The following is a 14,895-nucleotide window of genomic DNA, read 5'->3' as shown; positions in this document are numbered from 1 at the left end:
AAAAACAATGGTTTAAAGGTAATTTACACACACATTCTTATTGGAGCGATGGAGACGAGTTTCCTGAAATTATTATGAATTGGTACAAGAGTAACGATTACCAGTTTGTAGCTTTAACAGATCATAATATATTGGCTGAAGGTGATAAATGGATAACTATTTCTGAAGACTCTATCTATCAAAAAGCTTTTAAAAACTATCTGAAAACTTATGGTTCCGATTGGGTTGAACATAAACAGGATTCATTAAACAGAACACAAGTTAAACTAAAAACCTACGAAGAATATAAACCTAAATTTGAAGAGAAAGGCAAGTTTTTAATTATTCAATCTGAAGAAATAACAGATAGTTATAATGGTAAACCCATACATATTAATGCTACCAATGTTAAAAGAAAAATAGAGCCTCAAGGTGGCAATAGTGTTTTAGAAGTGATGCAAAATAATTTAGATGAAGTAGCAAAACATAAAGAAGAATTCAGCACTCCAATAATCGCTCATATTAACCACCCAAATTTTGGATATGCCATTGATCTTGAAGATATGATAGGTTTAAAAAATGAACAGTTTTTTGAGGTTTACAATGGACATCCAGCAGTTAATAATTCTGGTGATGCAGACCACATGTCGACAGAAATGATGTGGGATTATATTAACATAGCTTATATTGAAAATAATAAACCTATAATGTACGGGCTTGCCACTGATGATTCTCACCATTATCATAAAAAAGGTAGTAAATGGAGTAATGCTGGTAGAGGTTGGATTATGGTGCAAGCAGACTCATTGAATCCTAAATCTTTAATAAACGCTTTGGAGACTGGAGAGTTTTATGCAAGTACTGGTGTAGAATTAAAAAATTTAACATTCGAAAACAACAATCTTTCTGTCGAAGTTAAAGCAGATAAAAATACGACTTATGAAATATCATTTATTGGATGTAAAAAAGGGCAAGGTGAACCTGAAGAATTTGCTTCCTTTGAAAGCAACAAGGTTAGTTTTAAACTAACAAAAGACATGCTTTATGTAAGATGCAAAATAACTTCATCTAAATTGCATAAAAATCCAGTAGAGGATTTGTTATACGAAAATGCTTGGACACAACCTGTTACTTATACAGAATAAAAAGAGCCAATTTATAAAACTATAAATTGGCTCTTTTGTTATCAAGATAGTTCTTAATCTACTTTTTTGTCCGTTTTTATTTCTGGTGACTTTTCAAAATCTCCAGCATTTACAACCGTCCAATTATCAAAGGTTTTAAAGTATTTTTTAATCACTTTATTTACATCATCAACAGTTAAACTAGTAACACGATCTTCAATATCTTTATAAAACATCATATCTCTATCATAATATAAATTATTGTTGATTGTAGAAGATAATTCATTGTCTTTAGCTCTTGATACATTTTGCCCTTGTACCCAACTTGTAACGGCAACTTTAAGCTCATCTTCTGTAATACCATCTGCAATAAAACGTTCAATTTCTTCACTAAAACCTTTCTGTACTTTAGCTGCATTTTCTGGCGCATAAATAGCATAAACCAAAATAGATGATTTTTTATCTTTATCATCTGCATCTGCATTTACGTAACCTCCAGCACCATAACTAACACCATCTTTTTGACGTAAACGTCCAGCTATTCTTGAGTTTAAAAATCCACCACCAAAAATTGATCCTGCAACTTGTAGCGCAGCATAATCTTCGTCAACTTGACTACCTTCAAAAGCTAAAACACCAATACTAATAGCATTCTTTTTATCTGGAGTTTTAATTTTTTCGTTAGCTGCATTACTCGCTATATATTTATCAGATATTGGTGTGTAAGGCTTATTAGATTTAAAATCTGAAAATTCTTTTTCGAAATAATCTTTTAATGATTGCTCATTAATATTACCTATTGCAATTAATGTTGCATTATCTGAAATGCCATAAAACTCGTTGTAATAGTTTTGAATAGCACTAACTGTAACATCATTAATAGCTTCAATATCTTCTTCTAAACTAGTTTTATAAAGTGGGTGTCCTTTTTTATAATTTTGATTTAGTTCTCCTAATTTCTTTTGAGCTAAAAACTGCGGTTCTGTTTTATTTTTTTCAATACTAGCTAATTCTTGGGTTTTAAGTTTTTCTAACTCTGCTGCGTCAAACTTAGGATTCTTCAACATATCTGTCATTAAAGCCAAAGTTTCCATAAGGTTTTCTTCGGTAGAACTAACATATACATTTACACGACCATTTGATCCTCCAAAACCTACGGACGATTTCAAGGCACTCAATTTATCTTCAATATCTTGTCTTGAGTTGTTCTGTGTGCCTTTGTTAAGCATTCTTGCTGTATAACTAGCAACTTTTCCTTTATTCATAAAATCATTCACATTACCATTTCTAATAGTAAACGACAATGTTACAGACTTACCTCTATTATTTTTCTTAATAAAACCATACTCAATAGGTGTTTTATTTAAAGTTCCAGAATCTAATCGGTTTTGAATATTTTCGTAAGATACATCAAACGCTTCTCCTGCTCCGTAACCTTCTTTTCCTTTATAACTAGAAACCAAAGCATCAAGCCCATCGGTATGCTCAATTTCTACACGAATAGGTGTTTTGGTTGGAATAAAATTTCCAACCGTTCTGTTTGTATTTATTAAGTAACGTTGAGCTGCAGCATTCACTTTTTCGGCAGTCATGTTTTCAATTCTATCCCTTGTTATAAAGGCTAATCTCCAATCGCCAGCACCAATAAACTCACTCATATAAGTTCCCAAATAAGCAGAATTTCTACTTATCTGATCTATCTGCTTTAACAAATTAGCTTTAGCACGTTTAACTTCCTCTTCGGTAACTGGTTTCTCTTTTAAACCATCTAATACAGAAAGTAAGGTGCTTTCTGCCTCAGCTAAAGACTTATCAGAAGGTACATCAACGTTTATATACAAAAACGATGGCTCTTTTGTAAACGGAGAAAAAGACCAAAGACTAGAGGCTTTTTTACCATCAACTAAAGCTTTGTATAACCTTCCTGAAGGCTGATCAGTTAAAACTTCTTCAACAACCGCCAATGCCGCATAATCTTCGTGAGATCCAGCTGGTGTGTGATATAATGCCGATACAACTTGCAAATCGCCTACACGACTTAAATTAACACGCTTTTCACCATCTTGAGCAGGCTCAATAGTTGGAACATCTCTTAATGGTGTTTCTGGGTTTTTAATGCTAGCAAACTTTTTCTCAATTAGAGCTAAAGTTTTGTCTGCTTCAAACTTACCTGTAACCATGAGTATAGCGTTATCAGGACGGTAATACTTTTTATAAAAAGCTTGTAAGTTTTCAATAGGCACACGTTCTATATCTGAGCGATTCCCTATTGTAGATTGCCCATAATTATGCCATAAGAATGCAGCACTAATAACGTTTTTCATTAGCACTCCTGTTGGTGAATTTTCACCACTTTCAAACTCATTTCTAACCACCGAAAATTCAGATTCTAGATCTTTTTTTGCGATGTATGAATTTACCATTCTATCTGCTTCTAAATCTAGAGCCCAATCTAAATTGTCGTCGGTAGCATTAAACGTTTCGTAGTAATTTGTTCTATCGTACCATGTAGTTCCGTTTGGTCTAGAACCTCTTTCTGTTAACTCTTTAGGAATATCCGGATGCTTTGGCGTGCCCTTAAAAACCATGTGTTCTAACAAGTGAGCCATACCTTTCTCTCCATAACCTTCGTGTCGAGAACCAACCATATAGGTTATATTTACTGTAATAGTTTGTGCAGAATTATCTGGAAACAATAGTACTTTCATACCGTTATCTAGCTTATATTCTGTAATACCTTCAACACTTGCTGTTTTTTTAATTTGAGCTTCAACAGCTGTTGAAAACGAAACTAATAAGATAAAACACAGTGAAATTTTTAATAGATAATCAATTTTTTTCATAATATTTATTTGATGTTTTTGTAAATATAAGATAACTAATTATCTTTTTTTGTTAAAAATTTAACAAAAAAATAGAGATTTCTCACAACAAAATGTAGCTAATCGAATGTTAACAAGTTCGGTTTTTATTCCTCATAAATAATTGTATTTTTACGCTTAATAAAACCAAATCATTAATGGGTAAAATCATTGCAATTGCCAACCAAAAAGGTGGTGTTGGAAAAACAACAACATCTATAAATTTAGCAGCTTCTCTTGGAGTTCTAGAAAAAAAAGTATTACTTATTGATGCTGACCCTCAGGCAAATGCAACTTCTGGAATTGGAATTGACGTAGAATCTGTGGATATAGGAACCTATCAGCTTTTAGAGCATTCTAATTCTGCAAAAGAAGCTATAGTAAAAACCGAAACACCAAACTTAGATATTATTCCTGCGCATATTGACCTAGTAGCTATTGAAATAGAACTTGTTGATAAAAATGAGCGTGAGTACATGCTAAAAAAAGCCCTACTTGACATTAAAGACGATTATGACTATATTTTAATTGACTGTGCGCCTTCTTTGGGTTTGCTAACATTAAACGCACTTACTGCTGCTGATGCTGTAATTATTCCAATTCAATGCGAATATTTTGCTTTAGAAGGCTTAGGAAAACTTTTAAACACCATTAAAAGTGTTCAAAAAATTCACAACCCAGAATTAGATATTGAAGGCTTGTTACTTACCATGTACGATTCGCGTTTAAGATTATCTAACCAAGTTGTAGAAGAAGTACAAAAACACTTTAACAATATGGTGTTCCAAACCATTATACAACGCAACGTGCGATTAAGCGAGGCACCAAGCTATGGTGAGAGCATAATTAATTATGATGCAGGTAGCAAAGGTGCGAGTAATTACTTAAGTTTGGCAAAAGAAATTATCAATAAAAATTCCTAAATTATGGCTAAAGCAACTAAAAAACAAGCTTTAGGCAGAGGTTTATCGGCACTTTTAAAAGACCCGAGTAACGATATTCAATCTGTTCAAGATAAAAATGCCGACAAAGTTATAGGTAATATTGTTGAGCTGGATTTAGATTTTATTGAAGTCAATCCGTTTCAACCACGTACAAATTTTAGTGAAGAATCATTACGAGAATTAGCCTCTTCTATAAAAGAATTAGGCATTATTCAACCCATAACAGTAAGAAAATTAGGTTTAAACAAATACCAATTAGTATCTGGGGAACGCCGTTTTAGAGCTTCAAAATTATTAAAATTAGAAACTATTCCAGCCTATGTAAGAATAGCTAACGATCAAGAATCGTTAGAAATGGCTTTGGTTGAAAATATTCAACGCCAAGATTTAGATCCTATTGAAATTGCTTTATCATACCAACGTTTAATTGACGAAATTAATTTAACGCAAGAACAAATGAGTGAGCGTGTTGGTAAAAAACGCTCCACAATTGCTAACTATTTACGTTTATTAAAATTAGACCCTATTATCCAAACAGGTATGCGTGATGGTTTTATTTCTATGGGACACGGGCGCGCTTTAATTACTATTGAAGACCAATCGATTCAACTAGATATTTACGAAAAAATCCTCTCTAATAAATTATCGGTTAGAGAAACTGAAGGTTTAGTTCGTGATTTTAATAGTAACGAAAATGTAGAAATACCTCTTAAAAAAGAAGATAATGAAGATGTGCCAAAATTTATAAAAAAAGGAATTACAGCATTTTCAGAATACTTTGGACACAAAATTGACGTTAAAGTCTCTAAAAATGGAAAAGGAAAAATAACGATTCCTTTTCATTCTGAAGAAGATTTTAATCGTATTAAAAAATTGGTTCAAGGTGCTAAATAAGATTTTAATAACAACAATATTTTTACTTATAAGTTGCTTTTCATTATTAGCTCAAAATAATGATGATGATGATAAAAAACTAGGGGATCTACCTAATGAAGTTGTTGTAGATTCTATTATTAAAATCAAAAACCCTATCAACCCATTAACACCTGCAAAAGCGGCATTTTATTCAGCCATTTTACCAGGTTTAGGGCAAGCTTACAACAAAAAATATTGGAAAATCCCTCTAGTTTATGCGGCTTTAGGTACTGGAATCTATTTTTATACCACCAACAACAAAGAATACAACCGATACCGCGATGCTTACAAAAGCAGATTAGCAGGTTTTACAAATGATGAATTTTATTTAGATGTTAATGGCGACCAACTACCAACTCCTAGAGTTACTGATGATGGTTTACGTCGTGCTCAAAAATTATTCAGAAAAAACAAAGAAGTTTCTATTTTAGTAACCGCTGGTATATACATTTTAAACATTATTGATGCCAATGTCGACGCTCATTTACTACAATATAATGTAGATGAAAACTTAACATTAGCACCACATTATAAAATAAATAAAAGAGATGCTACAAGCAATCTCGGGTTAACCTTAAACTTTAAATTTTAAGCCCATAATAGGCATTAAACAATCAATACAATATGAAAATAGCTTTACTCGGATATGGAAGAATGGGGAAAACCATAGAGCAAATTGCCATTAAACGTGGGCATAATATTGTTTTAACGGTTGATAAAGATGATACAGACTACGATATTAAAAAAGCCGATGTTGCCATAGATTTTAGTATTCCTGATGTTGCTTTCAATAACATTTCCAATTGTTTAAACAACAACGTACCTGTTATTTCTGGAACAACAGGTTGGTTAGATAAGTATGATGATGCTCTAAATCTATGTAAAGAAAAAGAGGGTGCTTTTATTTATGCATCAAACTACAGTTTAGGTGTTAATATTTTTTTTGAGTTGAATAAAACACTTGCAAAAATGATGAGCGCGTTAAAACAATATAACGTTTCGATGGAAGAAATTCATCACACTCAAAAATTAGATGCACCAAGCGGAACAGCGATATCTTTAGCAGATGGTATTATTTCTCAACATGAAGGATTCGATAACTGGAAGTTAGATGAAAACGGAGAAAAAGTCATTCCAATTACAGCAAAACGTATTGAAAATGTGCCAGGAACACATACCGTAAGTTATGAGAGTGAAGTAGACTCTATATCTATAGAACACGTAGCACACAACCGACAAGGTTTTGCTTTAGGAGCTGTAGTTGCAGCAGAATGGATTGTGGGTAAAACAGGTGTTTTCACTATGAACGACGTGTTAAATATAGGTTAATGTTTAACTTATATGTAACAGCATAATATAATTTGCAACAAACAAATCAATAAAACAAATCAATTGTCATTAGACAATTATCAATAAAATAAGTTATGACGCTAACGCAATGGTTTATATTCATCTTGATTATTCAAGTAATTCACGGTTTAGGCACTTGGAAACTATACATTAAAGCAGGCAGACAAGCCTGGGAAGCCTTCGTTCCTGTTTATAATGGTGTTATTTTAATGAAAATAATAAATCGCCCTTGGTGGTGGATTATTCTATTATTCTTACCCATTGTAAATCTCATTATGTTAATGGTAGTATGGGTAGAAACCGCAAGAAGCTTTGGAAAAAACACATACCTCGACACCTTTTTAGCCATTGTAACTCTTGGATTTTATAACTTCTATTTAAATTATGTTGCAGATGTTACCTATATAAAAGATAGAGATTTACAACCAAAATCTGGTTCTGGCGAATGGACAAGTTCTATTTTATTTGCTATTGTTGCAGCAACCATTGTACATACTTATTTTATTCAACCCTTTACTATTCCATCGTCATCTTTAGAGAAATCATTATTAGTTGGCGACTTCTTATTTGTTAGCAAGTTTCATTACGGTGCAAGAATACCTATGACGACTGTTGGAGCTCCTATGGTACACGATACCATTCCTGTTTTAAATAAGAAATCGTATTTATTTAACGATCATTTTGAAGAAAGAAAAACATCGTGGATAAATAAATTACAATTACCATATTTACGATTACCAGGATTTGAGAAAATTGATAGAAACGAGATTGTTGTTTTTAATCAACCTGCAGACACACTTCGAAATATGGATGATTTCACTCCAGACAGAAACTATTATAAACCTATTGATAAAAAAACAAATTTGGTGAAACGCTGCGTTGCTATTGCTGGTGATTCTTTAGAAATTCGTGATGGTTATGTATACATAAATGGAGAAAAAAATGTATTACCTGATAGGGCACATTTACAGTTTAGCTATTATGTACAGCCAAAAACTAATCAGTTTAATGCCAAATACCTTAAAGAACGATACGATATTACTGATAGATTTGGTATAGCAAACCAGCAGAACACTTATTACTTTTCAGCCATTTCTGATGAAGCATTAGCTAAATTTAAAGATCATCCAAATGTTGCTAGCATTACACCAAATAAACAAGTAAAAGGAGAAAGAGACTCTGATATTTTTCCACATGATCCGAATTACAATTGGAATGTTGATTTTTTTGGACCACTTTACATTCCAGAAGAAGGTAAAACCATCGATATTAATTTAGAAGTTTTACCACTTTATAAACGCGTAATTACAGAATACGAAGGCAACACATTACAAGTAAAAGGCAATCAAATTTTTATAAATGGTAAAGTTGCAGACACGTATACTTTTAAACAAAACTATTACTGGATGATGGGTGATAATCGCCATAACTCTATAGATGCCAGACGTTGGGGGTTTGTCCCTTTCGATCATGTTTTAGGCAAACCTGTGTTTATTTGGATGAGCTGGGACGGTATTAAAAATCCGCGCTGGGAACGCTTTTTTACTACTGTTAGCGGTACTGGAAAAGCAACGTCTTATTTTATTCCTTTTTTAATTTTCTTATTTGGGTATATTGGATTTAATAAGTGGAGAGCACGCAAGAAGAAAAGTTGATTTGTTTTTTGTTTATTTGGTTATCTGATATTAAAAAAGATGTTCACATATAGCTTTGAAAAACTAGAGGTATGGATTGAGTCTAAAAAACTCACTAAAGACATGTATCTAATCACTAAAAAATTTCCTTCTGGCGAAAAGTTTGGTTTAACTTCTCAATTAAGAAGAGCTTCAGTTTCAGTTTGCTCAAATATAGCAGAAGGATCTGCAAGAAAAACGAGTAAAGACAAAGCTCATTTTACAATTATGGCATTTAGTTCCGCTGTAGAAGTTTTAAACCAAATTATTATTGCACACGAATTGGAGTTCATCAATTCAAAAGAATATAAAAATTTAAGAGAACAAATTGAAAGTATAACTAATAAGTTGAATGCGTTACGAAACTATCAAATAAACAAATAAACGCATCCACAAATGAACATTATAATCCATCCAACATATTTCCCTAACATTGTGCATTTTGTTGCTATGGTAAAAGCTGAAAGTGCTATGTTTGAAGTTGACGATAATTTTGTAAAACAAACTTACAGAAATCGCACTTATATTTATGGTGCTAACGGAAAATTAGCTTTAAATATTCCTGTAATTTATACTCAAAAAAATCGTCAAAAATATAAGGACGTTAAAATTTTTAATAAAGAAAAATGGCAAAGTCTTCATTGGAAATCATTACTTTCAGCTTACAGAACGTCTCCTTTTTTTGAATATTATGAAGATGAACTTCAGCCTTTATTTGAATTAAAATCAGATTATATTTTAGATTTTAACATGACATGTTTTGAGGTTATTTGTGAGTGTTTACAATTAGAATTAAACACTTCTAAAACTGAAGTTTTCCAGAAAACGATTGAAAATAAAACAGATTTTAGATACTTAGTAAATGTTAAAAAAGAACAAATTCAACCATTTGAAACTTACACGCAAGTATTTAGCAATAAGCACGGTTTTATTCCTAATTTGAGTATTTTAGACTTGTTATTTAATGAAGGTCCAAATGCCTCAAATTATTTAGAATCTCAAACCTTAACACCACTATAATGTTACAAACATTTGCACATTATGGATGTCATTTTTTAATTCCGCTTTTTGTAGCTTTAATTTGGTATAAACCGAATTGGAAATTTGCTTTTTTAATCATGATTTCTGGTATGCTAATAGATTTAGATCATTTATTAGCGAACCCCGTTTTTGACCCAAATAGATGCAGTATAGGCTTTCATCCGCTTCACTCCTATTTTGCAATTTTGTTTTATCTATTTCTTTTAATTCCTAAAAAATCCAGATTAGTAGCTTTTGGGTTGGTAATTCACATTATAGCAGATGCTGTTGATTGTAGTTTTATGTGAAAATAAGCAGTATTGCCATATTTTGACTAAGCTCAATACAGGCTTTAGTCCCTCCTTTGTAATAACGCAATTACTCTAAACTCAGAGTAGCCATTATCGGATAATGATCAGAATAATGGGCGTTATAAGCTTTAAATCCATTAACTAAAAAAGCATCATCGGTTAAAACAAAATCGATTCTTATAGGAAAAAATTTAAAATCGTAAGTTCGTCCGAAACCATTGCCTCCTTCAATAAAAGCATCATTCAAATTACCCTTAATTTTTCTATATACATACGAAAATGCAGTGTTATTAAAATCGCCACAGATTATCATTTTGTATGGGCATTGCTTTTTATGCATTAAAAATAATTCCGTTTGAAACTGTTGCATTTTAAACGTAGTACCGACTCTATTAAAAAGACGTTCGGAATTTTCTTTTTTAAGACTTTCGGCTTTGGTATTAATACGTAATGATTCTAAATGAATATTATAAATTCTTATCGTATCCGTTCCTTTTACAACATCAGCAAATATGGCATTGTTAGCTGTTTCAGGGAATTCAATAGAGCCAGAATTAATAATAGGATATTGCGAAAAAATGGCTTGTCCGTACTTTGTTTTTTTACCAGAAAGCTTTTCAAATTTATATTTAAAAAAAGATAAATCTATGTTTTTATGCGGATGATATTCTTGAACACTTAAAATTTCTGGTGATTCGGTTCTAATAAAATCAACAATGCTAGTTTCTACACTATCTTCAGGAATCCAATTATAAAGATTAAATAACCTCACGTTATAATTCATTACTTTAAAGTTATTAGGATTTTCAATATGTTTTGAAGATGAAAATTTATATAACGATCCAAAAAAAACATAGCCAATTAAAAGTACTACAAACGATAATATAAATTGCTTTTTAAGTTTAATGAGCCAGTATAAAAAAAACAGAGCATTACATAAAATTAAAAAAGCAACGCCTAAACTAAGAACAGATAATACCGAAAATGTTTTAGGAGATGCAAAAGGCAACAGATATGATAACAAAAGAAGGATAGCAAAAACTGCATTTATAAAGTAAATAATTTTATTTATAAAACTTAGTTTTTTCATGGAGTTAATCTTGATGACTGATGATCGAAGTTACTTTCCTGCTTTAAAAAGAAACTCCTTTTCTTTGGCAGTTAAACTATCATAACCGCTTTTGCTAATCTTGTCTAATATAACATCTATTTTTTTCTGATTATTAAACTGATTAAATTCGCCTTTAGTATAACCACCAACTTTAGTTTTATTTTTGTGTACCGTTTTTAAAGGTGATTTTTTTGAAGGTTTAAATAGACTTACAAAAGCATCCATAAGTTTCTCGAAACCTTTACCTATATCTTTTCCTTTTAGTAATTGTTTGGCGTAATAATACCCTAATAATGCGCCACCCAAATGCGCTAAATTACCACCAGCATTAAGGCCAAATAACCCCAAAATATCTAAAACTACAATAGCAACACCTACATACCAAAGCTTTAAGCTAAACGTAAAAAAGCGTACTTCTTGATTTGGCATATAGGCACATATAAAAATTAATAAGGCTCTAACAGCAGCAGATGCGCCAACTAATCTTGAATTAGCGCCAAATATGTTTGGAAATAAAGTATAACAAAGCATGTATAATAATCCGCCAGAAATAGCACCAAGAAAATAAATATTAAGCGCCATTTTAGCACTAAATAAATTTAAAAACATACGCCCTATAAAATAGAGCCAAAGCATGTTAAATAGGATGTGGAAAAAATCACCATGCAAAAAAGCATAAGTAATAATTGACCACGGTTTTAGAATAAAATCAGAAAAATCACTTGGTAGTTCGAACCAAGAAAATCCGCTTTTAAAAATTAATCCAATAGCAAAAACAATAACGTTAATGGCTATAATTTTTTCTAATACATTAAGATTAGATAATTTATGCTTTATGTCTTGAGAGAGCGAAGTCATTTTAATTCCAACGGTTTTTATTAAACTGTGTTTTTTTCCAATACCACATAATTAAAAAGCCAGTTAATGCGCCACCAACATGGGCGAAATGTGCTGTATTGCTTGGACTGAAGAATGATTGTCCTGTAATCCCAGATATTAAATCCAATAAAATAATTCCTGGAATAAAGTACTTAGCTTTTATAGGAATGGGCAAAAAGATGAGCATTAATTCTGCATTAGGATTCATCATTCCAAATGCGGCAAGAATTCCCATAATACAACCAGACGCACCAACCATAGTATTTCTTGCAATAACATTCATATCAAACAACGATTTGAACGCTTCATCATTTATCAAATTTGTATTAAAATTATATTCAGCCAAAATAGGCATCATTTGTCTGCTTAATATTTCACCTTTTATATACTGACCTTCACTGGCATCAATAGAAATAATTTTACTAATCATGTCACTATTCATATTCAAATCTGCAATGCCACTTAATGCAGAATAATAATCAAAATAATAATAGCCTACTTGTAAAGCAACCGCACCCAATCCTGCAGAAATATAAATAAACAAAAACCTTTTACTCCCTAAAACCTGCTCAACCGGTGTGCCAAACATCCATAATGCGAACATATTAAATAATATGTGCATGAGGCTTAAATTGTTTAAATCTGCGCCACCATGCATAAACATGTGCGTTATGATTTGCCAAGGTTGAAAGGCTTCGTTTGCTGGAAAATGCATCGCGAATAAGTCATAAAATAAAATCCCTTTTCCAATAAATAAAGTACCTATAAACATTAATACATTAATGATTATTAAATGCTTAACGGTATCTGAAATTCTCATCATATTTATATAAATTTTTTATCTAACTCATCAACACTCATCGTTATAAATGTTGTTCTATTAGTAGGTGATACGCTAGGTTCTTTACAAGCAAATAAACGGTTTACCAAATGTTCTTGTTCATCTTTTTGTAGCGATTGCCCTGTTTTAATGGCTAAACTTTTTGCCATCGATTTTGCTAATAAATCGGTAGCACTAAAATGCGTATCGGGTACCTCGTTTTCCACATCGCTAATAAGCTGTTCTAAAATAATAGACACCTCGCTTTCTGGTACACTTACAGGAACACCTATAATTTCAACCGATTCTTTATTAACGTTAGAAAATATAAAACCTGTATGTTCTAAATCTTCTTTTAGCTGATTTATTATTGCGATGTCTTGTACCGAAAAATGAAGCTGAAGCGGAAATAATAATTGCTGACTTACTGCTTCTTTTACAGTCATATTTTTAAGAAAATCTTCGTATAAAACACGTTGGTGTGCACGATGTTGATCGATAACTAACATACCAGATTTAATGGTACTTACTATATATTTATTATGTAGCTGATACGTGGTTTGAATTTTATCGACTTGCTTATCATCATTAAATATAGAGCCTGTAGATTCTTCACTCTCAAAATGAACCTCACTAAAATCTTGTTGTGTTTTTGTGCCTTTCGATTCTAATCCCACATATAAATTTTCCCAACTAGCAACGGGTTCTTTTTTGTAAGCCACTGCTCTAGCTTTAGATTGTGTTTCTTCTTGAAATGGATTAAAGCTTCTATCGACTTCAATCGTTGGTGTATTTGTATCTGTTTTATTATAATTATAGGGTGTATCGAGGTTTGAATCTCTTTCAAAATCAAGAACAGGTGCAATATTAAATTGCCCTAAACTATGTTTTACTGCCGAGCGTAATAAAGCATAAAGTGTATGTTCATCATCAAACTTTATCTCGGTTTTTGTGGGATGAATATTAATATCGATAGTTTGTGGATCAACCGTTAAATTTAAAAAATAACTGGGATGTGTTCCATTTTTTAGCAAACCATCAAACGCTGATGCAATAGCGTGATTTAAATACGCACTTTTTATAAACCGATCATTTACAAAAAAATACTGCTCACCTCTTGTTTTTTTAGCGTACTCGGGTTTACCAACAAATCCTGAAATTTTCAGCACTTCGGTATCTTCTTCGACAGGCACTAATTTCTCATTGGTTTTATTTCCGAAAATGTTTACTATACGCTGTCTGTAATTACTAATTGGTAAATTAAACGTTTCGCTTCCGTTATTATAAAAAGCAAAACTAATATTTGGGTGTGCTAATGCCACACGATGAAACTCATCAATAATATGGCGTAATTCAACGGTATTTGACTTTAAAAAATTACGCCGTGCAGGAATATTAAAAAACAGATTTTTTACAGAAATTGATGTGCCTTTTGGGGTTACCACTACCTCTTGCGATGTTACATTACTCCCTTCAATAACAATAGTACTTCCAACATCGTCTTGCTCCTGTTTAGTTTTTAACTCAACATGAGCAATAGCAGCAATACTTGCTAAAGCTTCGCCACGAAAGCCTTTGGTGTGCAGCTGAAATAAATCGTCGGCTGTTCTAATTTTAGATGTGGCGTGTCGCTCGAAACTCAATCGTGCATCGGTAGTACTCATCCCTTTACCGTCGTCAATAACTTGAATAAGGGTTTTACCAGCATCTTTTATAATAAGTTTAATTGTATTTGCTCCTGCATCAATAGCATTTTCCAATAACTCTTTAACTACCGAAGCTGGTCGTTGTACAACTTCTCCAGCAGCTATTTGATTAGCAACGTGGTCTGGTAAAAGTTGAATAATGTCTGCCATGTATTTATTTAGAAAAGAAAATAGATAAATCGAAATCGATAATAAAAAGGAA

At 32.0% G+C, this 14,895-nt stretch carries 15 protein-coding genes; 10 read left to right on the top strand and 5 right to left on the bottom strand.

Features of this window, described 5'->3' with window-relative positions:
• On the top strand, nucleotides 1-1,124 hold a 1,124-nt coding region (locus AADI82_RS08490), incomplete at its 5' end, for a histidinol-phosphatase (protein ID WP_341216014.1).
• A 53-nt stretch (nucleotides 1,125-1,177) separates the two neighbouring features.
• Here the strand turns inward: AADI82_RS08490 and AADI82_RS08485 are convergent.
• Nucleotides 1,178-3,946, bottom strand: a complete 2,769-nt coding sequence (locus AADI82_RS08485) for a pitrilysin family protein (RefSeq protein ID WP_341216013.1) — start codon at nucleotides 3,944-3,946, stop codon at nucleotides 1,178-1,180.
• Nucleotides 3,947-4,122: 176 nt separating this feature from the next.
• On the opposite strand from AADI82_RS08485, the gene AADI82_RS08480 reads away from it, so the two are divergent.
• The 8 genes from AADI82_RS08480 to AADI82_RS08445 all read left to right on the top strand — a co-directional run bounded on the left by AADI82_RS08480 (nucleotide 4,123) and on the right by AADI82_RS08445 (nucleotide 10,174).
• Nucleotides 4,123-4,887: an AAA family ATPase gene (locus tag AADI82_RS08480; RefSeq protein ID WP_341216012.1), complete on the top strand. Its 765-nt coding sequence runs from the start codon at nucleotides 4,123-4,125 to the stop codon at nucleotides 4,885-4,887.
• A gap of 3 nt (nucleotides 4,888-4,890) precedes the next feature.
• Entirely contained in the window at nucleotides 4,891-5,802 is a 912-nt protein-coding gene (locus AADI82_RS08475; RefSeq protein ID WP_341216011.1) for a ParB/RepB/Spo0J family partition protein, read from the top strand.
• On the top strand, nucleotides 5,792-6,415 hold the full coding sequence (locus tag AADI82_RS08470; RefSeq protein WP_341216010.1) for a DUF5683 domain-containing protein: 624 nt from the start codon (nucleotides 5,792-5,794) through the stop codon (nucleotides 6,413-6,415). Before AADI82_RS08475 ends, AADI82_RS08470 begins: the two co-directional genes overlap by 11 nt.
• 32 nt (nucleotides 6,416-6,447) lie before the next feature.
• Nucleotides 6,448-7,152, top strand: coding sequence for a 4-hydroxy-tetrahydrodipicolinate reductase (gene dapB, locus AADI82_RS08465; RefSeq protein ID WP_341216009.1), 705 nt, complete (start codon nucleotides 6,448-6,450; stop codon nucleotides 7,150-7,152).
• Nucleotides 7,153-7,247: 95 nt separating this feature from the next.
• Complete coding sequence (gene lepB, locus AADI82_RS08460; protein WP_341216008.1) at nucleotides 7,248-8,828, top strand: signal peptidase I; 1,581 nt, start codon at nucleotides 7,248-7,250, stop codon at nucleotides 8,826-8,828.
• A 39-nt stretch (nucleotides 8,829-8,867) separates the two neighbouring features.
• Nucleotides 8,868-9,230 (top strand): four helix bundle protein, encoded by a 363-nt coding sequence (locus tag AADI82_RS08455; RefSeq protein WP_341216007.1) that lies wholly within the window; start codon nucleotides 8,868-8,870, stop codon nucleotides 9,228-9,230.
• Between the two features lie 12 nt (nucleotides 9,231-9,242).
• Nucleotides 9,243-9,866 carry a WbqC family protein gene (locus tag AADI82_RS08450; RefSeq protein ID WP_341216006.1) on the top strand — a complete coding sequence of 208 codons (624 nt, stop codon included), beginning with the start codon at nucleotides 9,243-9,245 and terminating at the stop codon, nucleotides 9,864-9,866.
• Complete coding sequence (locus AADI82_RS08445; RefSeq protein WP_341216005.1) at nucleotides 9,866-10,174, top strand: DUF6122 family protein; 309 nt, start codon at nucleotides 9,866-9,868, stop codon at nucleotides 10,172-10,174. The genes AADI82_RS08450 and AADI82_RS08445 overlap by 1 nt, the downstream gene beginning before the upstream one ends.
• Nucleotides 10,175-10,244: 70 nt before the next feature.
• Here AADI82_RS08445 and AADI82_RS08440 read toward each other — a convergent pair whose 3' ends face one another.
• Nucleotides 10,245-10,961, bottom strand: coding sequence for an endonuclease/exonuclease/phosphatase family protein (locus AADI82_RS08440; protein WP_341216004.1), 717 nt, complete (start codon nucleotides 10,959-10,961; stop codon nucleotides 10,245-10,247).
• Between the two features lie 121 nt (nucleotides 10,962-11,082).
• On the opposite strand from AADI82_RS08440, the gene AADI82_RS08435 reads away from it, so the two are divergent.
• Nucleotides 11,083-11,235: a hypothetical protein gene (locus AADI82_RS08435; RefSeq protein WP_341216003.1), complete on the top strand. Its 153-nt coding sequence runs from the start codon at nucleotides 11,083-11,085 to the stop codon at nucleotides 11,233-11,235.
• Nucleotides 11,236-11,297: 62 nt separating this feature from the next.
• On the opposite strand, the gene AADI82_RS08430 is transcribed toward AADI82_RS08435, so the two are convergent.
• Genes AADI82_RS08430 through mutL form a run of 3 tightly spaced genes read right to left on the bottom strand, consistent with a single transcriptional unit; the run spans nucleotide 11,298 to nucleotide 14,843 of the window.
• On the bottom strand, nucleotides 11,298-12,146 hold the full coding sequence (locus AADI82_RS08430) for a rhomboid family intramembrane serine protease (RefSeq protein ID WP_341216002.1): 849 nt from the start codon (nucleotides 12,144-12,146) through the stop codon (nucleotides 11,298-11,300).
• Nucleotide 12,147: 1 nt separating this feature from the next.
• Nucleotides 12,148-12,990 (bottom strand): rhomboid family intramembrane serine protease, encoded by an 843-nt coding sequence (locus AADI82_RS08425; protein ID WP_341216001.1) that lies wholly within the window; start codon nucleotides 12,988-12,990, stop codon nucleotides 12,148-12,150.
• Nucleotides 12,991-12,992: 2 nt separating this feature from the next.
• Nucleotides 12,993-14,843: a DNA mismatch repair endonuclease MutL gene (gene mutL, locus AADI82_RS08420; RefSeq protein ID WP_341216015.1), complete on the bottom strand. Its 1,851-nt coding sequence runs from the start codon at nucleotides 14,841-14,843 to the stop codon at nucleotides 12,993-12,995.
• Between the last annotated feature and the right edge of the window lie 52 nt (nucleotides 14,844-14,895).

It is taken from the genome of uncultured Wocania sp. (assembly GCF_964021735.1).
Taxonomy (GTDB): domain Bacteria; phylum Bacteroidota; class Bacteroidia; order Flavobacteriales; family Flavobacteriaceae; genus Wocania_A.
The sequence above is the reverse complement of the archived record's forward strand: the minus strand, read 5'-3'. Positions and strand labels throughout refer to the sequence as shown.